The sequence below is a fragment of the Buchnera aphidicola (Nurudea yanoniella) genome (assembly GCA_039829995.1).
Classification (GTDB): Bacteria; Pseudomonadota; Gammaproteobacteria; order Enterobacterales; family Enterobacteriaceae; genus Buchnera_B; species Buchnera_B aphidicola_AV.
The window spans coordinates 179,600-201,941 of the sequence record CP140036.1 but is presented as its reverse complement, the minus strand read 5'-3'; the positions used below and the strand labels follow the sequence as shown (position 1 = coordinate 201,941).

The window sequence follows — 22,342 nt, the reverse complement described above, 5'->3', positions numbered from 1 at the left end:
ATGATAAAAATGTATTCTCCTGCATCAATCGGAAATGTAGGAGTAGGATTTGATATATTAGGCGCTGCAATTACACCTATAGATGGATCATATCTAGGAGATATTGTAACTATTGTTCCTTCAAAAACTTTTAATCTTATAAATAAAGGAATATTTTCCAATCAACTTCCTATTGATACTAGCAGAAATATAGTTTGGAAATGTTGGAACTATTTTTGTTCTTTCTTTAATAAAAATCTTCCTATTACTATAATTCTTGAAAAAAACATGCCGATCGGCTCTGGTTTAGGATCTAGTGCTTGTTCTGTAGTCGCCTCTATTACAGCTATGAACACATATTTTAAAAATCCAATAAATAAATTCGAATTATTGTTGCTAATGGGAAAACTTGAAGGAAAAATATCAGGAAGTATACATTACGATAATGTTGCTCCATGTTTCTTAGGTGGTTTACAATTAATAATTAAAAAAAACAACATTATTTGCCAAAGATTACCAATGTTTAAAAATTGGTTTTGGATAATTGCATGGCCTGGAATAAAAATAAAGACAGAAGATGCTAGAACAATATTACCTTTAAAATATAGCAAAGATATTTGCATTAAACACAGTCGCTACTTAGCTGGGTTTATTCATTCTTTATATACGAAACAGCCAAAATTAACTGCAAAACTTATGAAAGACGTCATAGCTGAGCCATATCGCATTAAATTAATACCTAATTTTCTAAAAACAAGAAAAGAAACTAAAAAAATAGGCGCTATAGGATGTGGAATATCAGGATCAGGACCAACTATTTTTGTTATTTCTGATAATTTGAAAACCGCTAAAAAAATAAAAATATGGTTACACGAAAATTACCTTCAAACCAATCAAGGATTTGTTCATATTTGCAAACTAGACACTATAGGAACTCGTCAAATAGGATAATTCATGAAATTATATAATCTTAAAGATAAAAAAGAAGAAAGAAGCTTCTCAGAAGCTGTTAAATTAGGATTAGGAAACCAACAAGGATTATTTTTCCCAAAAAATTTACCAACTATCTCATGCGAAAAATTATCACAATTATTAGACATGAATTTTCTACAACGTAGCAGCAAACTATTATCAATTTTTATAGGAGATGAGATTTGCAATTCTGATTTGACAAAACAAGTTCAATCAGCGTTTTCATGTACTACTCCAAATATTACATTGATCACAGAAAATATAGCTTGCTTAGAGTTATTTCATGGACCAACGCTAGCTTTTAAAGATTTCGGGGCAAGGTTCATGGCTCAAGTGATATCTTTTCTTAATCATAAAGAAAATAAAACCATAACAATATTAACTGCTACATCCGGGGATACAGGAGCAGCTGTCGCTCATGCTTTTTATAAAATGAAAAACGTTAAAGTTGTAATTCTTTACCCTAAAGGGAAAATTAGCGATTTACAAGAAAAATTATTCTGTACATTAGGAGAAAATATAGTTACTATTTCGGTCAATGGAAGTTTTGATGAATGCCAAAATCTCGTAAAAAAAACTTTTCAAGATGATGATCTTAAAAAATCAATAGGATTAAATTCTGCTAATTCAATTAATATTAGTAGATTGTTAGCACAAATATGCTATTACTTCGAAGCTTTTTCATTACTTACTCCTCAACAAAAAAACAATTTAATTATATCCGTTCCTTGTGGAAATTTTGGTAACATTACAGCAGGTTTACTAGCAAAATCTCTAGGTCTTCCTATAAAATCATTTATAGCAGCTACTAACGCTAATAATACAGTTCCAAGATTCCTTCAAACAGGTCATTGGCATCCACATAGCACGATATCAACACTTTCTAATGCTATGGATATTAGCCAACCTAATAATTGGCCACGAGTTAAAGAACTATTTAAAAGAAAAGCGTGGCCATTAAAAAAATTAAAGTTTGGTAGTGTGTCTGAAAAATCAACAAAAGAAAGTTTAATAGATTTAAAAAATAAAGGATACATTTCAGAACCTCATGCAGCAGTAGCATATAATGTACTAAAAAATAAAATTAAAAAAAATGAATTCGGATTATTTTTAGGAACTGCGCATCCATCTAAATTTAAAAATACTGTAGAAAAAATTTTAAATATAAATTTATCATTACCTAGTGAATTATCTCGCCGAGAAAAATTACCTACGTTTTCTCATAATATATCTCCGAATTTATGTGAATTAAAAAAATTTTTGCTAAAATAATAAAAATATCATTTGTATATAGAGAGAATTTTTCTCTGTATACATAAACTATATTAAACAGTGACATATAAATAACTTTCTCAAAAAATAATTTATTAATTTTATGTTCTTGAAAAGAACGTAAAATTATACTTTATACAATACATTTACAATATCTCCATCATTGATATGGTAATTTTTTCCTACTACCTTGACTTTTCCTAATTTTTTTACATTTTCTATACTTCTATATTTTATAAAATCGAGATACGCAATTACTTGAGCTCGAATGAAACCTTTTTTAAAATCTGTATGAATACACCTAACTGATTCACGAATTCCAATTCCACTTTTTGTAGTCCATGCATGCGTTTCTTGTTTTCCAACAGTAAAAAATGTTTTTAATTGCAAAAGCTTATACCCAAGATAAGAAATAGCATCTAAACCAGATTTTTTTAAACTTATTTGAAAATCATTAAAAGATCTATTATTATATTTTATAGAATCTTGTTGCATAAAATCCATGTAAACAAATAATATTATAAAATTTCTATGTTGAAATAAACTTCGTATACTTTTAACATATGAATCATTTTTAATATTATAATTCATATTAATTACATAAATAATAGGTTTTAACGTAATAAATTTTAAATGATCAATAATTTTAATTTCTTTTATAGTTAAATTTAAAATTTTTAAAAATTCATTTTTTTGTAAAACAATCAAACAACGATTCAATATTTCAAGTTCCTGAAGAATTTCCGTTGTATTAAATATATTGTTACTTTTTATTCTTCGTATTCTATTTTTGCAAACATCTAAATCAGATAATATTAATTCTAAATTAATTACCTCAATATCATCAATAAGACTAACTTTTCCATAAATATGAGTAATATCTATATTTTCAAAACCGCGAACTACATGAATAATTAAATCTGTTTGTCTAATATGACTTAAAAATTTATTTCCCAATCCTTCTCCTTGACTAGCTCCTTTTACTAATCCAGCTATATCTACTAATTCTATACATGTAGGAATAATATGCTTAGAATTAACTATGTTCGCAAGATCACTTAAACGAGAATCAGGAATAATCATTTTTCCAATATTAGGTTTAATAGTACAAAATGGATAGTTATGTGCTGGAACTTTTAATTTTGTTAATTCATTAAATATAGTTGACTTTCCTACATTCGGTAATCCAACTAAACCACATTTAAATCCCATATGATACTAACCTTATTGAAAAAATTTAAATTTAACTTTTTATATAATTTTTAAAATTTTTTAACATAAAACATTAACTATTAATTAACGAATGAACCATATTTATAGCATTGCAAATAGATTTTTCAATTAAAAATTTTTCTTCCGGAAAAGGAGAAGATAAAACAAAATCAGAAACTTTTTCTTTTTGATGAGGACGTCCAATACCGATTTGTATTCTTAAAAAACTACTTTTTTCTGGAAACATATCAATAATATTTCTAATTCCATTATGACCATTATGTCCGAATCCTAATTTTAATCGCACTTTTCCAGGATTTAAATCTAATTCATCGTGAACTACTAAAATTTCATTTAACGCAATTTGATAAAATTTAGAAAATAACATAATCGATCGAGCATTTATATTCATAAATACATTAGGTATAAATAAATACACTTTTTTTTTAAAATTCGAAAAAAAAAATCCGGTATATCCTAAAAATTTTTTATTTTTTCTTAAAATTTGATTATAGAATCTCGCTAAATTTTGAACAAACCAAGAACCTACATTATGTCGAGTTTTGTTATATTTAATAATTGGATTAGCCAATCCAACTATTAATTTTATATTTTTCAAAAATTTTACTCTGTAAAATTATCTTAAATTAAATAAATATATTTTACATTAAAACTATATTTAAATATAACCTAAATACAATTAAAACATCATAAAAATACATATATTTTTAAAAATAAAACTAAAAAATGCAATATTATCTTATATTAAATCTTTTACTAGCTTCATCCCAATTAATGACGTTCCAAAATGATTTTATATAATCCATACGATTATTTTTATATTGTAAATAATAAGCATGCTCCCAAACATCTAAACCAAAAATAGGAAAACCAGATGTTCCAGATATATCTTTTCCCATTAACGGATTATTTTGATTAATAGTAGAAGTAATAGATAATTTTCCGTTTTCTTTAACTAACCAAATCCAACCTGAACCAAAATGACCCATAGCTAATTTTTCAAATTTTTCTTTAAATTTTTCAATAGATCCAAAATTGTTTTCAAGAGAAACTTTTAAATCTCCTGTTAAAATAGTTCCAATCTTTAACATAGTCCAAAATAATTTATGATTGGCATGTCCTCCTGCGTTATTTTGTAAACTTATTTTATTTTTTACATTTATTTTTTGCAATTTAGAAATCAAATTCTCAATCGAAATAGTTGTACACAAATCATTATTATTTTTTAATATATCGTTTGTATTATTTATATATGCTTGATGATGTTTTAAATGATGAATTCTCATAGTTTCTTGATCTAAATAAGGCTCTAAACTATCATAAGAATAAGAAAGTTCCGGTAAAGTATAACTCATTTTTATAATCCCAACATTCTAAATATATTTATTAAAGCTATATTCGAAAAAAATTATAATATCATTATCAAAGTAAAATATAATTTTGTACTAATAACTTTTAGTATAAAAATTTTATATTATATTTTAAATATTTTTATTAAAAAAACATAAAATATTTAATTCAATATTATACAGGATATAATAAAAAATTAAATACATTTTAATAGAAAATAAAAATATAATGTACGAATATAGAAAACATTATTCTTTAAGAAAACGATTTCGCACTTTTTATCCTGTAGTTATAGACATTGAAACTTCAGGATTTAACTCAGAGAAAAATGCACTTTTAGAAATCGCTATAATTACACTAAAAATGAATGAATTAGGATTATTGGAACGAGAAACTCTTCTACACTATCATATAAAACCTTTTTTAGGATCAATTATTGATCCTAATGCTATTATCTTTAATAAAATCGATCCTTTTAATCCTTTAAGAGGGGCTGTAAGTGAATACGAAGCACTACAATCTATATTCAAACTTATTAACAATAATATTAAAAAACATAAATGTAGTAAAAGTATCATCGTAGCTCACAACGCAATATTTGACTATAATTTTCTTATGGCAGCCATAAAAAGAAACAAAATTAAAAATAATCCATTTCATTCGTTTGTTATTTTCGATACAGCTACATTAGGTGGTTTAGCTGTTGGGCAAACAGTGTTAGCAAAAGCCTGCAAAGCTATTGGATTAACATTTGACAATAATAAAGCACACTCAGCTTTATACGATACAAAAAAAACAGCAAAACTCTTTTGTGAAATAGTAAATCGATGGAAAAAATTGGGTGGATGGCCACCCAAAAAATAAAAATATTACTTATAAAAAACGCAAGAAATATAAAAAATTATTATTTGATTTAAAAAAAATTTTACATATTTGCAATAAAATTTCTTATAAATATTTAAAGAAAATTGTTTCTTTCAAATTTTTTATATTTTTAAACCTTTGTCAACAGCTTTCGTAATTAAATTTTGCAACTTTCCATTTTCAAAAAGTTCTAAAATTATGTTACATCCTCCTATAAGTTGTCCATTAATCCATAATTGCGGAAAAGTTGGCCAATTAGCATATTTCGGCAATTCAATCCGAATATCTGGATTTTTAAGAATATCCACATATGCGAATTTTTTACCACACGACGTCAAAGCTTGAACAGCTTGAGCAGAAAAACCACAACTTGGCGAAGAAGGAGAACCTTTCATATAAATTAAAATAGGATTGTTTTTAATTTGAGATTTAATTTTTTCTATAGCATTCATATTTTTTTCCTAAATAATTTTAAAATAAATTATAATATAAAATAACATAAATATTAACTATATATAAAATACTCATTATAATTTAAATACTAGATAAAAATATTTTTTTAATATATAATTTTTAAAAAAGGGGCTGATTTTGGACTTGACAAAATTATTAAAAACTTAAAGTGCATGCCGAGGACGGTTGCCTCGTTAAAAACCGAAAAAAATATAATAGCAAAACATAAAAATTACGCTTTAGCAGCTTAATAACCTGAACTAAAGCTCTCTTTCTTTATTTTTTCTCTTAAAATAAAGAAAATAGAGAAAACATAAAAGAGATTAAATTAATTTAAGACATGCTTATATTCTTAAATTAAAGTTTTTCATTTAATAAGCAAAATCTATATCGTGTCTATACGCTTATAGAGTATTTGAAAAATAATAGACTAAGCATGTAGTACTCAAGTCAAACATATTTTGGACGCGGGTTCGATTCCCGCCAGCTCCATTATTAATAATATTTGAAATGTACATTGTAAGAAAACTCATAAAATTTATTATGTAAAATTCTAAAAATATTAATTTAAAAATATTTTTATAATATTCCTAAACCACTATTTAGACCAACTCAATTTAGAATTTAAAACTTCAAAATAATTATAAGTTTTAGGATGTATTAAACATAAAAAATCATTACTCCTTTGAATAGAAATTACATCATTTTTTTTGACTGATATAATAATTTGACTATCACAACTAATTTTTAACTCTGATATAGTTTCCATACAACGCAAACAAATAGTACTATTACTATTTATTACTAAAGGACGAGAAGACAAAGTATGAGGAAACATAGGGACAAGAACAATAGCTTCTAAAGAAGAAACTAAAATTGGGCCACCTGCCGATAAAGAATATCCAGTAGATCCAGTAGGAGTAGAAATAATTAAACCATCGGAACGTTGAGAAAACGCAAAATTATTATTAATATACACTTTAAAATTTATCATATGTGCTACATGTGCAGAATGTAAGACAATTTCATTAATAGCTTTACTAAAAAAATATGATTTGTTTTTTTTAGTTACTTTTACTTCTAATAAAAATCGATTTTCTTGAATATATTCTCCAGATAACACTAATAATAATTGTTCAAGAACAATATCAGGATTTAAATCAGTTAAAAAACCTAAATTTCCTCTATTTACGCCTATTATCTTAATGTTATGAACAGACAATACACGAGCAGCGCGTAACATATTCCCATCACCGCCAACTACTATTACTAAATCGCATTTTTTACCAATATTAAACAATGACTCTTCATGAACATCTTTTAAATTTAATAGATTAGCTACTTTGTCTTCTATAATAACTCGATATTTTTTTTTTTAACCAATTATAAAGAACTTTATGTGTAGAAAATGCATTAGAATTTCTAGGATAACCTACTATTCCAATGCAATGAAAATATTGTTTCATAAAATTACTTCCTCTATAATAAAGTTACAAATTATTATTTAATACTAAATTATTTATTATAATTCTCTATATTCAGTAGAAAAATTAATTTATTAAAAACATAGGAAAATATATGAATAGTGAAAATACAAAATTACATTCTAAAAAAACTGTTAAAGAAAATGTTATCAATAACCTAAAAACGAAAGACAATGAAAAATATACAAATTACAAATTTAGCAATATTCATGAACTCAATAAATATATCAATAATATAAAAAAAAATATAGTTGATATGAAATTACGAGAACAAGCTGAAATCGAAAATATAAAAAAAAATACTGAAAAAAAAATAAAACAAATACAAAATACACAGTTAGAATTCTTTTGTACTCATTTAATTCCCATTCTAGATAACTTAAAAGATATAGAGAAAATTTTGTGTACACTAAATATAAAAAACGACAAAATAATTGAAGGAATATCATTGACATTAAAATTATTTTTAAATACCACTAAAAAATTTCACTTAATAACAGAAAAACGAAAAAACATAAAATTCGATTCATCATTGCATAAAACCGAATGTGAAAAGAATTTAAATAAAACAAATGATTATTATGTATCTGAAATAATTAAAGATGGTTACATATATAAAGGAAAAACAATACGTAAAGCTACAGTAAAAATTCATAAAAAACCTAAATTTAGTTAAAAATAAATAGTATTTCATTACAATTATTTACTATTTAGTAAAAAATAAAATATACATATTGTTTTATTTTTTAAATTACTAAAAAAACCAATTAATTTCACCTTTATTTTGTTCTTTCAGAAAAACATTAGTTTTTGAAAAATGGCGGCATCCAAAAAAACCTTTATAACAAGATAATGGTGATGGATGCGAAGCCAATAAAATATGATGTCTTTGATTACAAATATTTTTCATTTTATTTCTAGCATGTGACCCCCATAATAAAAAAATAATTCCTGAATGATATTCGTTAATTATTCTTATAACTTTATCCGTAAACAACTCCCATCCTAATTTGAAATGAGAACCTGGTTTTCCTGATTCTACTGTTAAAGAAGAATTTAATAAAAAAACTCCTTGATATGCCCAATGTTCTAAACAACCGTGTTTAAAAATAAAATTTATACCAATATCGTTAACTAATTCTTTCTGAATATTTAATAAAGAAGGTGGAATTTTAACACCTTTCTTAACAGAAAATGCTAATCCATGCGCTTGGCCTTTTTTAAAATATGGATCCTGTCCAATAATCACTACCTTTATATTAGAAAATTTAGTCAATAGAAAAGCATTAAAAATTTCATGTTTAGGAGGATAAATTAGTTTTTTTTTTCTTATTTTAGAAAGATTTTTAATAATATTAACAAAATAACATTTTTTTTTTTCTTTTTCTAATACATTTTTCCAATTTATAATATAATTCTTCATGTAAATATCTCTAATTCATTAATTAAAAATAAAAATTATATGTATGCAATAAACATAATTTTCTATATGATATACTTATTAAATTAGTATATAAAAATTTAAAAACTAAAAATTCAATTTTTCAATAGTATAAAATATAAAATAAATTAAAAAAACATAAATTAAAGCACAATATACCTAAAAAAATAAGGAAAAACATGCTAGTAACTTATCCAGCACCAAATTTCATTGCACCAGCCATTTTGCATAATGACGAAATTGTTGATAACTTTAATTTTTCTAATCATATTCATGGAAACACCACGGTTTTATTTTTTTGGCCTATGGATTTTACATTTGTGTGTCCATCGGAAATTATAGCTTTTGATACACACTTATCCGAATTTAAACAAAGAAACACAGAAGTTATAGGAGTATCTATTGATTCAATATACACACATCGCGCATGGAGAAACACTGAATTAAGTCAAGGAGGAATTGGAAAAATACAATTTATAATGATTTCTGACATAAAAAGAGAAATTCAAAAACTATATAAAATAGAACATCCAACATTAGGTGTTGCATTACGAGCTTCTTTCTTAATTGACAAAAACGGGATAATTCGCCATCAAATTATTAATGATCTTCCTTTAGGAAGAAATATTCCTGATATCATAAGAATGATAGATGCACTACATTTTCATGAAAAAAATGGAGAAGTTTGTCCAGCTAATTGGAAACCAGGAAAAAAAGGTATGCAAGCAACTTCAAGTGGAGTAAAGAAATATTTAAGAAATTTGCATAATTTTTCATAAAAATTTTATATATCTATTATCTTAAAATTAAAGTAAGTTATAAACCAGCAAAAAAATAAATTTATCGCTGGTTTTATTTATTTAAAAGCAATCTAAAAAATTGATATTTCAACATTTTAAACAAAATCATCATCTTCACAAATATCATAGTCACTACTATCTTCCAAAGAATCACAATCAGACTGATACGAGTTGTCAGTATTATTATCGTCATCATCTGTATATTTTTTAGTATCACTAATATATTGACTATGCATAGAATCATGTTCTAAAGAATTCGAATTGATATCATGAGAAGAATCAACATTATGTACCGAAGCATCCATTATTTCTTCTTCAGGTTTTTTATGTTGAAAAAGATTCATTAACATATTAGCCATAACAACACCACCAGCTACTCCAGCGGCAGTTTGTAATGCTCCTCCAAGAAATCCAGTACCAGAAGTAGCGCTATTATTAACTATTTCACCTTGAGGTGCAATGTTAGAATGAGATCGCATGGGAAATGAGCTACTTCTAACATCTTGTTCTGTACCTTTTAAACTATCTACGTTTTTATTTGAATGCAATGTGTCTGAAGTATTTTTAGATTTTTTTGTTCCAAATATATTTGATAAAAAACCATTAGATACAGATTTTTTGTTGTCTTGGTTCTCAACATTATTATTATTTAGAAAAGAAATTTTTTCATTTAACTTTTTAATAGCAGTCTCTTGAATTAAAATTGTTTGTGCCATATAATACGGCGAATTTGGATATTTTTCTAATAAATCTTTTATTAATTTTTCAGCTATATCATCTCTATTAACAGATTTTATTTCAGTTTTATACAATCTAGAAAATAAATCTTCTATTAATTTTTTTTCGTCATTATTCATATGGAACTCCACAAATGTATGTTTAAAAAATAATATATAATATGAAAATCCGAATAGTAAAACTTTATATTACATTTTTTAAAATATTAAAAATAATTGATTTATAATAATGTTAAAGATGTTTTTACATAAAACAAATCTACTGACATTTAATGTACAAAATATATATAATAAAATTAACTATTAATATTCAATAAAAGAATACATCATATAATATTGTAAAACAATATTTTATACTAATTTAAATATATCTTAAAAATAAATATTTTAGAAAAACTATATGAAAACGAATAAAATTAAAAAATACACTATAAAATTTGTTTGTAAATAACTTTTCTAATATAACTAATTTTAATTTTTTATTTTTTTATCTTTTATAATTATTATTATAACAATCATATTACTGAAATATTCAAAAATAAAGGACACATTCCTATATTAAAAAATTAAAAACATAAATTTTTAATAAAATGACTTTCTTCTTTAATTCAATTTCAATTTGAATACTAATATTATACTCTTTATTTAATAAAACAGAAAATTTAACTATGAAGAAAATTGCAAAAGAAATTATCAAAACAAACATACAAGACGAACTTAAAAATTCTTATTTAGATTATGCTATGTCAGTTATTATAGGACGTGCTTTACCAGATGTAAGAGACGGATTAAAACCAGTTCATAGAAGAATATTGTTTGCAATGAAAACATTAAACAACGATTGGAATAAACTATACAAAAAATCTGCTAGAATAGTTGGTGATGTTATTGGAAAATACCATCCACACGGAGACACAGCAGTATATGATGCGATAGTGAGGATGGCTCAATCATTTTCATTAAGATATACTCTCATTGATGGACAAGGAAACTTTGGATCAATAGATGGAGATTCTGCAGCAGCAATGAGATATACTGAAATTAGAATGTCAAAGATAGCATACGAACTATTAAGCGATTTAGACAAAGAAACAGTGAATTTTATTCCTAATTATGATGGAACAGAAAAAATTCCTGAAGTTTTACCTACAAAAATTCCAAATTTATTAATCAATGGCTCTTCTGGAATTGCAGTAGGTATGGCTACAAATATCCCTCCTCATAATATCAATGAGGTGATAGACGGATGCCTAGCTCTAATTAATGATAATAAAATTACATTAAAAAAACTTATGAAATACATTCCTGGCCCTGATTTTCCTACATTTGGAATAATTAATGGATGTAAAGGCATTACAGAAGCTTATCAAACAGGAAAAGGGAAAATTCATATTCGAGCTAAAAGTAAAATAGAAATTCAAAAAAAAACAAAAAAAATCTCTTTAGTGATTTTTGAATTACCTTATCAAGTCAATAAATCACGAGTCATTAAAAAAATAGTTGAACTAATAAAAGATAAAAAAATCGAAGGAATTAGTTGTTTACGAGATGAGTCAGATAAAGAAGGTATGCGAATAGTTATTGAAACAAAAAAAGAAGCTAAACCCGAAATAATTCTTAATCGATTATATACTCTTACTCAATTACAAATTTCTTTCGGAATTAATATGGTTGCTTTAACTCATGGACAACCTAAAATAATGTCTTTAAAAAACATTCTACGCGAATTTATATCTCATCGTAAAAAAATCATAACTAAAAGGAGCGTGTTTGAATTAAAAAAAGTTCAAAAAAAAATACATATCATTGAGGGATTAATAATTTCTTTAAATAATGTAGACATAATTATTTCATTGATTAAACGTGCAAAATCACTATCAGAAGCAAAAAAATTACTATTAGCTCAAAACTGGAATTTAAATGGATCTAAAAATACATATTATTCTAAAGATATTCGATTAAAATCTTGTATTTTTAACACTCAATTTACAAAGAATACTACTGTATTTTTAACTTCAGCTCAAGTAAATGCAATATTAGAATTACGCCTTCAAAAACTTACTCATTTAGAATTTTCAAAACTCATTGAAAAATATAAAAATCTTACACAATCTTCTATAGTATTAAAAAATATTTTACAAAATACTAACGAATTAATTAAAGTTATGAAAACAGAACTAATTGAAATTAAAAATAATTTCGGAGATAAAAGACGAACACAAATTATTAGAAGTTATAAAGATATAAACATTTCTGATATGATAGATCAAGAAGATGTAGTAGTTACTTTATCTCATTCAGGATATGTAAAATACCAACCATTATCCATATACGAAGCACAAAAAAGAGGTGGAAAAGGAAAATCTGCAGCTAAGACAAAAGAAGAAGACTTCATAGAAAGTTTATTAGTAGCTAATACACACGATACAATTCTTTGCTTCTCCAGTAAAGGAATAATTTATTGGATGAAAGTATATCAATTACCTGAAGCAAGTAGACACGCTCGCGGTCGTCCTATAGTAAACCTGTTACCCCTAAGTACTAAAGAAAGAATAACAGCTATATTACCTATTTCCGAATATAAAGATAGTATAAATATTTTTATGGCTACTGCTAAAGGAATGGTAAAAAAAACTAATTTATGTGAATTCAAAAAACCGAGAACAACTGGGATAATTGCAATAAAATTAAAAAATGACGACGAATTAATTGGAGTTTCTCTAACAAATGGCGAAGATAAAATTATGCTTTTCACAGCTGTAGGAAAAGCTGTTCATTTTTCTGAAAAATCTGTTAGAACTATGGGAAGAAATACTTCGGGAATGAAAGGAATTTCCATTAAAAAACAAGATAAAGTTGTTTCTTTAGTAGTTCCAAAAGGCACTGGAAATATATTAATTGTAACTGAACATGGATATGGAAAAAGAACAGAAATTTGCGAATTTCCAATAAAATCTCGAGCTACTCGAGGAACTATTGCCATAAAAATAACTAAAAAAAATGGAATAATGATTGGAGCTATGCAAGTAATAGAAAAAGATCAAATTATGATTATAACAAATGCAGGAACATTAGTAAGAACTAGAATTTCAGAAATTGGAATACTCGGAAGAAATACACAAGGTGTTATCTTAATTAGAACATCGGAAAAAGAAAAGGTAGTAGCCGTACAAAAAGCTAATGAATCGTTTTTATAATTTGTTAATTTAATAATAAATTAATATTTTTATATCTACAAAGTCTTCACCTAATATGTACATAAAATTATAGCTTTGAATACTACTCATATTAAATCTACTATGAAGAACAATATATAATTACATTGTACTTAAAAATCAAATCTAAGAAATTAATTATACATTTTATATGCCTTCTTTTATTAAAAATTTTATTATTTATACAATAATTATTTATGAAAATATTAATTAAACCAATGTTTAATTGCAAACGACTGTAATAAATATATTTTTAACTTTAGGAAAAACAAAATGAACCCAATATTACTAGTGAAAAAAAGAAATGGACGAAAAGAACTAATAGATTTTGACAAAATTCATCGAGTATTAAATTGGGCTGCACAAGATCTAGAAAATATTTCTGTATCTCAAGTAGCACTTAAATCTAGAATTCAATTTTATAATAATATAAAAACTACTACTATACATAAAACAATTATAAAAGCTGCAGCAGATTTAATTTCTGAAAATGCACCTGATTATCAATATATGGCTGCTAGATTATCTATATTTCATCTTCGCAAAAAAGCTTTCGGCCAATTCAATCCTCCATCCTTATATAAATATGTAAAAAAAATGGTAAAATTAGGAAAATACGACAAACATTTACTAGAAGATTATTCTAAAACAGAATATATAAAAATAAATAACTTCATTAAACATTACCGTGATATGAATTTTTCTTATGCAGCAGTAAAACAACTAGAAGGAAAATACTTAATACAAAATAGAGTTACGAAAAAAATTTATGAAAGTGCTCAATTTTTATATATAATGATATCAGCTTGTCTATTTCGTACATATCCAAAAAATACAAAAATGGAATATATAAAAAAATTCTATGACGCGCTTTCTACTTTTAAAATTTCTTTACCAACTCCCATCATGGCTGGGCTAAGAACTCCTACACGACAATTTAGTTCTTGTGTTTTAATTGAATGTGCTGATAGCCTAAATTCTATAAATGCTACTGCTAGTACAATTGTAAAGTATATTTCTCAACGTGCAGGTATAGGAATTAATGCAGGACAAATTCGAGCTTTAGGAAGTCCTATTAGAGGAGGAGATGCATTTCATACTGGATGTATTCCATTTTACAAACATTTTCAAACTGCTGTAAAATCATGTTCTCAGGGAGGGATAAGAGGAGGTGCAGCTACAATATTTTACCCTATTTGGCACCTAGAGGTAGAAAGCTTATTAGTTTTAAAAAACAATAGAGGAATCGAAGAAAATCGTGTTCGACACATGGATTATGGCATACAAATTAATAAATTGATGTACCAAAGAGTAATATTAGGACAACACATTACTTTATTTAGTCCATCAGACGTTCCAAAACTATATAGCTCTTTTTTTTCTAATCAAAAAAAATTTGAATTTCTATATACTAAATATGAAAAAGACATAAATGTTCGAAAAAAAAAAGTAAAAGCAATTAATTTATTTTCTTTAATGATGCAAGAAAGAACGTCTACTGGAAGAATATACATACAAAATGTTGATCACTGTAATACACATAGTGCATTTAATCCAAAATTAGCACCTATAAAACAATCTAATTTATGCTTAGAAATCACATTACCTACTAATCCTCTTAATGATATTCACGACATTAATGGAGAAATTGCACTTTGTACTTTATCTGCTATTAACTTAGGTTCTTTAAAAACTCTAAGTGATTTATCAGATCTATCTAATTTAATTGTTAGAGCATTAGATTCAGTATTAGATTATCAAGACTATCCAATTGAAGGAGCTAAAAAATCAGCATTGTCAAGGAGATCATTAGGAATAGGAGTTATTAATTTTGCATACTATCTAGCTAAAAACAAAGTAAAATATTCAGACGGAAGCGCGAATTCCTTAACACATAAAACATTCGAAGCAATTCAATATCATTTATTAAATGCATCATGTAAATTAGCAAAAGAAAAAGGAGCATGTGCTTGGTTTAATCAAACAACATATTATCAAGGTCTTCTTCCAATAGACACATACAAAAAAGAAGTTGATAATATTTGCAACGAACCACTGCACTTAAAATGGAACTTATTAAGAAAGAACATCAAAAAATACGGTTTACGAAATTCTACACTATCAGCATTAATGCCTTCTGAAACATCTTCTCAAATTTCTAATGCTACAAATGGTATAGAACCTCCTAGAGGATTTATTAGTATAAAAGCATCAAAAGACGGAATGTTACGTCAAGTGGTTCCAGAATACAAAAGACTGAAATCACATTACGAATTGCTATGGAACATGCCAAATAACATAGGATATTTACAACTTGCTAGTATTATGCAAAAATTTATAGATCAATCTATTTCTACTAATACTAATTATGATCCTAAATCTTTTTCTAACGGGAAAATTCCTATGAAAAAACTAATAACAGATTTATTAATAGCTTACAAATTAGGATTAAAAACATTATACTATCAAAATACAAGGGACAATGCAAAAGACAATCAGAGTGAGTGTTTAATATTTAATTATAACGATAATTGCGATAATGGAGCATGTAAAATATAAAACATATTTTATTTTTAATTAACCAATTTAATATATTTTTTATAAAGGAAATTCATATGACATATACTACTTTTTCTAAAAATAAAAATGACCAATTATTTGAACCAATGTTTTTTGGACAATCTGTTAATATTTCTAGATATGATCAACAAAAGTATGAAATCTTTGAAAAATTAATAGAAAAACAATTATCTTTTTTTTGGAGACCAGAAGAAGTAGATTTATCAAAAGATTTGATTGATTTTCAAAATCTTCCAAATCATGAAAAACATATTTTTATTAGTAATCTGAAATATCAAACTTTACTAGATTCTATTCAAGGAAGAAGCCCAAACGTTGCTTTTCTACCTATTGTTTCTCTTCCCGAATTAGAAACATGGATAGAAACTTGGTCTTTTTCAGAAACAATTCATTCTAGATCATATACACATATAATAAGAAATATAATAAATACTCCATCTATAATATTTGATGATATAGTTAATAATAAAAATATAGCAAATAGAGCTCGAGATATTTCAAAATATTACGATGATCTTATTAAAATGACTAGTTATTGGCACCTATTAGGAGAAGGATCTCATATAATTAATGGGAAAAAAATACTGGTTAACTTACATGAACTTAAAAAATTATTATATTTATGTTTAATAAGCGTAAATGCATTAGAAGCTATTCGATTTTATGTCAGTTTCGCATGTTCTTTTGCATTTGCAGAAAGAGAAATTATGGAAGGAAACGCTAAAATAATTAGATTAATTGCCAGAGATGAAGCTTTACATTTAACTGGAACTCAACATATTATAAACATATTAAGAAATAGAAATAATCAAGAAGAAATGTCCGAAATTTTTCAAGAATGCTATACTGAATGTTATGATCTATTTATTTTAGTTTCAGAACAAGAAAAATTATGGGTAGAATATTTATTTCAAGATGGATCAATGTTAGGACTAAATAAAGAAATTCTATCGCAATACATCGAATATATTACTAATATTCGCATGAATGCTGTTGGATTTCCTATGCCATTTTTAATTACTTCTAATCCTATTCCATGGATAAATTCCTGGTTAGTCTCAGATAATGTTCAAGTAGCACCCCAAGAAACTTCTGTTAGTTCTTATTTAGTTGGACAAATCGATTCCGATATTAAAGATACTGAATTTAATTCATTTAAATTATAATATGTCTTATTCAAAAATTAAAATTTATAATAATAATCGCATTATTTATTATAAATTTAAAAAAACCCCATTACGTGTTATTCTTCAAACGAACAATATAAATATAGAATATCAATGTACACAAGGATATTGCGGAACCTGTAGAATTAAATTAATCAAAGGAACAATATACTATAAAAATAAAAATGTTCCTCTAGCTTCTCAAAACCCAGGAGATATTTTTCCTTGTTGTTGTATAGCTCAAGGCAATATTGAAATAAAAATTTAACAATCTTTCTATCTAAATATTTATGTTATACAAACCTCAAAACTACTTTCATAAAACTTATTTATTTAGATTGTACAGAAGTTACAGCAATAGTATACACTATATCTTGCACTGAAGCTCCTCGAGACAAATCATTAACTGGCTTTCTTATTCCTTGTAATATTGGACCAATCGAAATAATATTTGTTGATCGTTGCACTGCCTTATATGCAATATTTCCAGAATTAAGATCTGGGAATATAAAAACTGTTGCTTCTCCATTAATAACAGAATTCGGACATTTCAATTGTGATACTACATTATCTATTGCTGCATCGTATTGAATAGGACCTTCTACAATAAAATGAGGACAACTTGATCGTACTATATTCGTTGCTTTCCTTATATTTTCTACTTTTTTTCCACTGCTAGATGATCCTGTAGCATAAGATAACATTGCTATTTTAGGAAATATTCCAAATAATAAAGCAGTATTAGCTGATTGAATAGCAATTTCCGCTAATTGACTAGCACTAGGATTAGGATTAACTGCACAATCTGCATATAACAATACACGATCCGGTAGTAACATAAAAAAAACAGATGATATGAGAGAAGAATTTCTAGATGTTTTAATCAATTGCAAAGCAGGTAAAATAGTATTAGAAGTAGTGTTTACAGATCCTGAAACTAATCCATCAACTTCGTTAGACTCTAATATTAAAGTAGATAAAATCGAATCATCTTGAAGAATTTTTTTCGCTTGAAATGTAGTAATTTTATATTTACAACGAAGTTGCAAATATCTTTCAATATATTTATCTCGTATTAATGTTGGATTTAAAATGCGTATATTGGGTTCTAATTCAATTCCATTTAACTTAGCAAGTTTCCTAATTGTATTAGGATTTCCTAATAATATACAATTTGCTATATCTTGATGTACACAAATAGAAGCAGCTTTAATAATACGAAGTTCATTTCCCTCAGGAAGAAGAATATTTTTTTTTTTCTTTTTTGCTAGTTTTTTTAAGTTATGAATAAATACAATAGGAGATACTGGATACTTATATAAATTCTTGTTTTGTAAAGAAGATATAAAATTATCATGAATATGCATCGAAACATATTCGCGTATTATTTCAAATTTTTCACTATCTTTGGAAGATATTTTAAAAGAAAACTTTTTAAACAAATCTATTATTTGCAATAAATTATACTTTATAGAAAATACAGGTATACATATTTTCTTCTTATTGATACAAATTTTTAAAGAATTTATATAAAATTCCTTACTATCTATTAAAAATAAAGCATTTATGCAATTATTTTGATTGACATAATCCAATATATCATCTAAATCATGTAAATTATCTAACGAAACTATTAATATTACACGAGATAAAACATTACTTTCATTTTTAAGCAAACTATTTTTATTATATAAAACAACTGAATTCACAAATAAAGAATTTAAATTAAACTGATTAATAAGACATGCTTTGAAATAACGAGATACTTTTTCTAAATTTGGTTCTATTAATTTTGAATACCATGGAATATATCCTAATATTGGAATTTTATAACTTTTATATAAAAAATCATAATTAACACTACTGTTATTATCTTTTTTTATTATAGTATTAAACATATCAAAATAATTTATAAAGTTTCCTTCACAATCAAAATTTATAGTTTTAAACTCATTAATTATAATTCCATGAATGTTAATATATTTTTTCTTTAAAAAACATTCGTTAATAATTTTCATATTATTACTAATATCAACAATATTATTTTTTCTTATAGTAAATAAAAAAATAATTTCTGCATTAGTAGCTTGTGCAATTTCATAATTAATTATATTTGATAAAAAAGAAGAAAATCGGAAACATACACCTTCTAAAAACAAAATATCATTATTTTTCTTTTCAGAATCTATCTTTAACAAAATATTTTCTAATATACTTTGTCTATATTTCGGAATTAAAAAATTATTTGCATTTTTAACTTTTATTGGATGAAGACATGAAATAGAACTCATATTCTTTAAAATTTTCGTAGTATGATCAAGACTTTCTTTACCATCGAAACTGTTAAAAATTGGCTTAAAAAATTTTATTTTAAAATCATTTTTTTGTATCTTACGAATTAATCCTATACTCACGGTAGTCAATCCAATATTTGTTCCTACAGGAATCAACATTAAAGTTCGTTTCAAAATTAACTCCATAAATGTAAATACTATTAAATTAAATGTTTTAGTGTATAAAAATCATATTTTAATTGTTTTTAACTAATGACATAGATTCTTTAGCTATTACTAATTCTTCATTAGTTGGTATAACTAATATAGAAATACTATCTTTTGTATTAATAAAGCCTTCTTTCCCCAATATCATGCATGAATTTAACTCTTTATTAATTTTTAAATTTAAAAGGGATAACTTAGATACAGTAATATTTCTCACTAATTTAGAATTTTCTCCAATTCCTCCCGTAAAAATAAGAGCATCTAATCTTCCTTTCAGCAAAGTAGTATAAGAACTAATGTATTTAGATAAACGATGACAAAATATATCAATCGATAATTTTATTTTTTTACATAATAAATAGTTTTTTTCCAAATGTCGAAAATCGCTACTACATTCGCTTAATCCTAGCAGTCCTGATTTTTTAATCAAAATGTTTTCAATCTCTTTCATGCTTATATTTAATTGATTATGCATAAAAAAAATAATTGCAGGATCTATATCACCGCTTCTAGTACCCATAATTAATCCTTCTAAAGGAGTTAAACCCATAGAAGTATCTACACATGAACCATTGCAAATAGCTGATACCGACGAACCACTTCCTAAGTGGCAAGTTATAATATTTAATTTATTTTTATGAATGTTTAACATTCTCGAAGAACGATTCATCACATATGAATGACTGATCCCATGTGCTCCATATCTTCGAATACCATAATATTTATAGAAATTATAAGGTATTCCATACAAATAAGAAGTTTTAGGCAATGTACTATAAAAAGCTGTATCGAATACAGCTACATTTTTTTTTTTAAATGAGGGAAAATTTTAAATGACGATTTTATTCCTAATAAATTTATAGGATTATGTAAAGGAGCAAAAATAGAAGCATCTTTAATATATTTCATTGTTTCTTTATTTATAATAACCGATTTTCTTAATTTCAATCCACCATGAACAATACGATGCCCTATACATGAAATGTTATCGAATATATATAAATTATTTTGTAAAATATTATGGAAAATAAAATGAATAATTTCCTCAATATCTTTGTCTGAATATAAAATATATTTATGTTTTTTAATTCTATTCTTCCAAGAAATCTCTACTTTAGAAGAGCATAAAAAATTAGCTATTCCTAAAATTTCTATATTGTCTGTTTTAGGATTAATAATAGAAAACTTTAAAGATGAACTGCCACAATTTAACGTTAATACGAATATATCAGACATAAAAATCTTCCAAATATAAAAAATATTTTTTATTCATATACCATTATGTATTTTATAAAATTTATTATAAAAATATTAAAAATAAAATACTAATTAGATATTACATAAAAATATAAAAAAGTACTAGAACTTAATTCATAAAATTACATTTGTTCTTTCTAAATACATTAGATATAATATATTTTTTAAAATATTAATACATATTAAGAAATAAGAATATGAATTTGCAAAAAAAAATAATTAAAACTCTAGGTGTAAAACCTATAATTAATCCAAAATATGAAATTAAAAGAATATTAAATTTTATAAAAACATACTTAACAAAAAATAAAAATATAAAAACATTAGTTTTAGGAGTTAGTGGTGGGCAAGATTCTACACTAACTGGAAAATTATGTCAATTAGCTGTGCAAGAACTGAATGCTATTAACAATAGCACTATATATAAGCTTATTTTATTATATTTACCATATGGAAAACAAATCGACGAACAAGATTGTCAAGATGCAATAGACTTTATTAAGCCAAAAATAACAGTGAATATCAATATAAAGAACTCTGTACTAAGTACTGAAAACGCTTTAAAGAAATCAGGAATATATATATCTAAGCGCATACACGAAAATAACAAAGCTAGAGAAAGAATGCAAATGCAATACAGTGTTTCCGGAATAAATAACGGAATTGTCGTTGGAACTGATCACGCTTCTGAAGCTGTTACTGGATTCTTTACAAAATACGGAGATGGAGGATCAGATATTAATCCCATTTCTGAATTAAATAAAAAACAAGGAAAACTTTTATTAAAAGAACTACAATGTCCATCTCATCTTTATCTTAAAAAACCTAGAACTTATTTAGAAGATACATACCCATATAAAACAGACGAAGAAATATTAGGAATAACTTATCACAAAATTGATTCTTATTTAGAAGGAAAGAAAATTGATAAAAAAAGTCAATTAATAATCGAAAAATATTATATTAATACTCAACATAAACGTAACATGCCAATCACACCCAATAAACTATTAAAAAAATATTTATAATATTATGTTA

General features: G+C 25.2%; 17 protein-coding genes, 1 other RNA gene and 2 pseudogenes. 11 read left to right on the top strand and 9 right to left on the bottom strand.

Annotated elements, in window-relative coordinates; all coding sequences use genetic code 11:
- Entirely contained in the window at nucleotides 1-930 is a 930-nt protein-coding gene (thrB, locus tag U0T64_00910) for a homoserine kinase (protein XBC41425.1), read from the top strand.
- Nucleotides 931-933: 3 nt separating this feature from the next.
- Nucleotides 934-2,223 carry a threonine synthase gene (thrC, locus tag U0T64_00905; GenBank protein XBC41424.1) on the top strand — a complete coding sequence of 430 codons (1,290 nt, stop codon included), beginning with the start codon at nucleotides 934-936 and terminating at the stop codon, nucleotides 2,221-2,223.
- A 126-nt stretch (nucleotides 2,224-2,349) separates the two neighbouring features.
- Here thrC and ychF read toward each other — a convergent pair whose 3' ends face one another.
- From ychF to U0T64_00890, 3 genes are all read right to left on the bottom strand, one after another.
- Nucleotides 2,350-3,435 (bottom strand): redox-regulated ATPase YchF, encoded by a 1,086-nt coding sequence (ychF, locus tag U0T64_00900; protein ID XBC41423.1) that lies wholly within the window; start codon nucleotides 3,433-3,435, stop codon nucleotides 2,350-2,352.
- 73 nt (nucleotides 3,436-3,508) lie between these two features.
- Nucleotides 3,509-4,054, bottom strand: a complete 546-nt coding sequence (gene pth, locus U0T64_00895; protein XBC41422.1) for an aminoacyl-tRNA hydrolase — start codon at nucleotides 4,052-4,054, stop codon at nucleotides 3,509-3,511.
- 136 nt (nucleotides 4,055-4,190) lie between these two features.
- Nucleotides 4,191-4,811 (bottom strand): Fe-Mn family superoxide dismutase, encoded by a 621-nt coding sequence (locus U0T64_00890; GenBank protein ID XBC41421.1) that lies wholly within the window; start codon nucleotides 4,809-4,811, stop codon nucleotides 4,191-4,193.
- A gap of 223 nt (nucleotides 4,812-5,034) precedes the next feature.
- On the opposite strand from U0T64_00890, the gene rnt reads away from it, so the two are divergent.
- Nucleotides 5,035-5,670 carry a ribonuclease T gene (gene rnt, locus U0T64_00885; protein XBC41420.1) on the top strand — a complete coding sequence of 212 codons (636 nt, stop codon included), beginning with the start codon at nucleotides 5,035-5,037 and terminating at the stop codon, nucleotides 5,668-5,670.
- A 122-nt stretch (nucleotides 5,671-5,792) separates the two neighbouring features.
- On the opposite strand, the gene grxD is transcribed toward rnt, so the two are convergent.
- A complete protein-coding gene (gene grxD, locus U0T64_00880; protein XBC41419.1) occupies nucleotides 5,793-6,122 on the bottom strand; it encodes a Grx4 family monothiol glutaredoxin in 330 nt (109 codons plus the stop codon).
- Between the two features lie 129 nt (nucleotides 6,123-6,251).
- Here grxD and ssrA point away from each other — a divergent pair.
- Nucleotides 6,252-6,618, top strand: a transfer-messenger RNA (tmRNA) gene (gene ssrA, locus U0T64_00875).
- 103 nt (nucleotides 6,619-6,721) lie between these two features.
- Here the strand turns inward: ssrA and nadK are convergent.
- Nucleotides 6,722-7,589: pseudogene (nadK, locus tag U0T64_00870) on the bottom strand (NAD(+) kinase).
- Between the two features lie 112 nt (nucleotides 7,590-7,701).
- On the opposite strand from nadK, the gene grpE reads away from it, so the two are divergent.
- Nucleotides 7,702-8,283: a nucleotide exchange factor GrpE gene (gene grpE, locus U0T64_00865; GenBank protein XBC41418.1), complete on the top strand. Its 582-nt coding sequence runs from the start codon at nucleotides 7,702-7,704 to the stop codon at nucleotides 8,281-8,283.
- Nucleotides 8,284-8,361: 78 nt separating this feature from the next.
- Here grpE and ung read toward each other — a convergent pair whose 3' ends face one another.
- Nucleotides 8,362-9,030 (bottom strand): uracil-DNA glycosylase, encoded by a 669-nt coding sequence (gene ung, locus U0T64_00860; protein XBC41417.1) that lies wholly within the window; start codon nucleotides 9,028-9,030, stop codon nucleotides 8,362-8,364.
- 197 nt (nucleotides 9,031-9,227) lie between these two features.
- Between ung and U0T64_00855 the strand changes: the two genes are divergently transcribed.
- A complete protein-coding gene (locus U0T64_00855) occupies nucleotides 9,228-9,827 on the top strand; it encodes a peroxiredoxin C (GenBank protein XBC41416.1) in 600 nt (199 codons plus the stop codon).
- A 116-nt stretch (nucleotides 9,828-9,943) separates the two neighbouring features.
- Here U0T64_00855 and U0T64_00850 read toward each other — a convergent pair whose 3' ends face one another.
- Nucleotides 9,944-10,705 carry a DUF2076 domain-containing protein gene (locus U0T64_00850; protein ID XBC41415.1) on the bottom strand — a complete coding sequence of 254 codons (762 nt, stop codon included), beginning with the start codon at nucleotides 10,703-10,705 and terminating at the stop codon, nucleotides 9,944-9,946.
- A 548-nt stretch (nucleotides 10,706-11,253) separates the two neighbouring features.
- On the opposite strand from U0T64_00850, the gene gyrA reads away from it, so the two are divergent.
- The 4 genes from gyrA to yfaE all read left to right on the top strand — a co-directional run bounded on the left by gyrA (nucleotide 11,254) and on the right by yfaE (nucleotide 17,814).
- On the top strand, nucleotides 11,254-13,782 hold the full coding sequence (gyrA, locus tag U0T64_00845; GenBank protein ID XBC41414.1) for a DNA topoisomerase (ATP-hydrolyzing) subunit A: 2,529 nt from the start codon (nucleotides 11,254-11,256) through the stop codon (nucleotides 13,780-13,782).
- 291 nt (nucleotides 13,783-14,073) lie between these two features.
- The gene (gene nrdA / locus U0T64_00840; GenBank protein XBC41413.1) at nucleotides 14,074-16,359 is read left to right on the top strand and encodes a class 1a ribonucleoside-diphosphate reductase subunit alpha; all 2,286 of its coding nucleotides are present in this window, start codon (nucleotides 14,074-14,076) and stop codon (nucleotides 16,357-16,359) included.
- Between the two features lie 56 nt (nucleotides 16,360-16,415).
- Nucleotides 16,416-17,546 (top strand): class Ia ribonucleoside-diphosphate reductase subunit beta, encoded by a 1,131-nt coding sequence (nrdB, locus tag U0T64_00835; protein XBC41412.1) that lies wholly within the window; start codon nucleotides 16,416-16,418, stop codon nucleotides 17,544-17,546.
- Between the two features lies 1 nt (nucleotide 17,547).
- Entirely contained in the window at nucleotides 17,548-17,814 is a 267-nt protein-coding gene (gene yfaE, locus U0T64_00830) for a class I ribonucleotide reductase maintenance protein YfaE (protein XBC41411.1), read from the top strand.
- Nucleotides 17,815-17,875: 61 nt separating this feature from the next.
- On the opposite strand, the gene pta is transcribed toward yfaE, so the two are convergent.
- The gene (pta, locus tag U0T64_00825) at nucleotides 17,876-20,014 is read right to left on the bottom strand and encodes a phosphate acetyltransferase (GenBank protein ID XBC41410.1); all 2,139 of its coding nucleotides are present in this window, start codon (nucleotides 20,012-20,014) and stop codon (nucleotides 17,876-17,878) included.
- 61 nt (nucleotides 20,015-20,075) lie between these two features.
- A pseudogene (locus tag U0T64_00820) lies at nucleotides 20,076-21,283 on the bottom strand (acetate kinase).
- A 218-nt stretch (nucleotides 21,284-21,501) separates the two neighbouring features.
- Between U0T64_00820 and nadE the strand changes: the two are divergent.
- Nucleotides 21,502-22,332, top strand: a complete 831-nt coding sequence (gene nadE, locus U0T64_00815) for an ammonia-dependent NAD(+) synthetase (protein ID XBC41409.1) — start codon at nucleotides 21,502-21,504, stop codon at nucleotides 22,330-22,332.
- Nucleotides 22,333-22,342 lie beyond the last annotated feature (10 nt).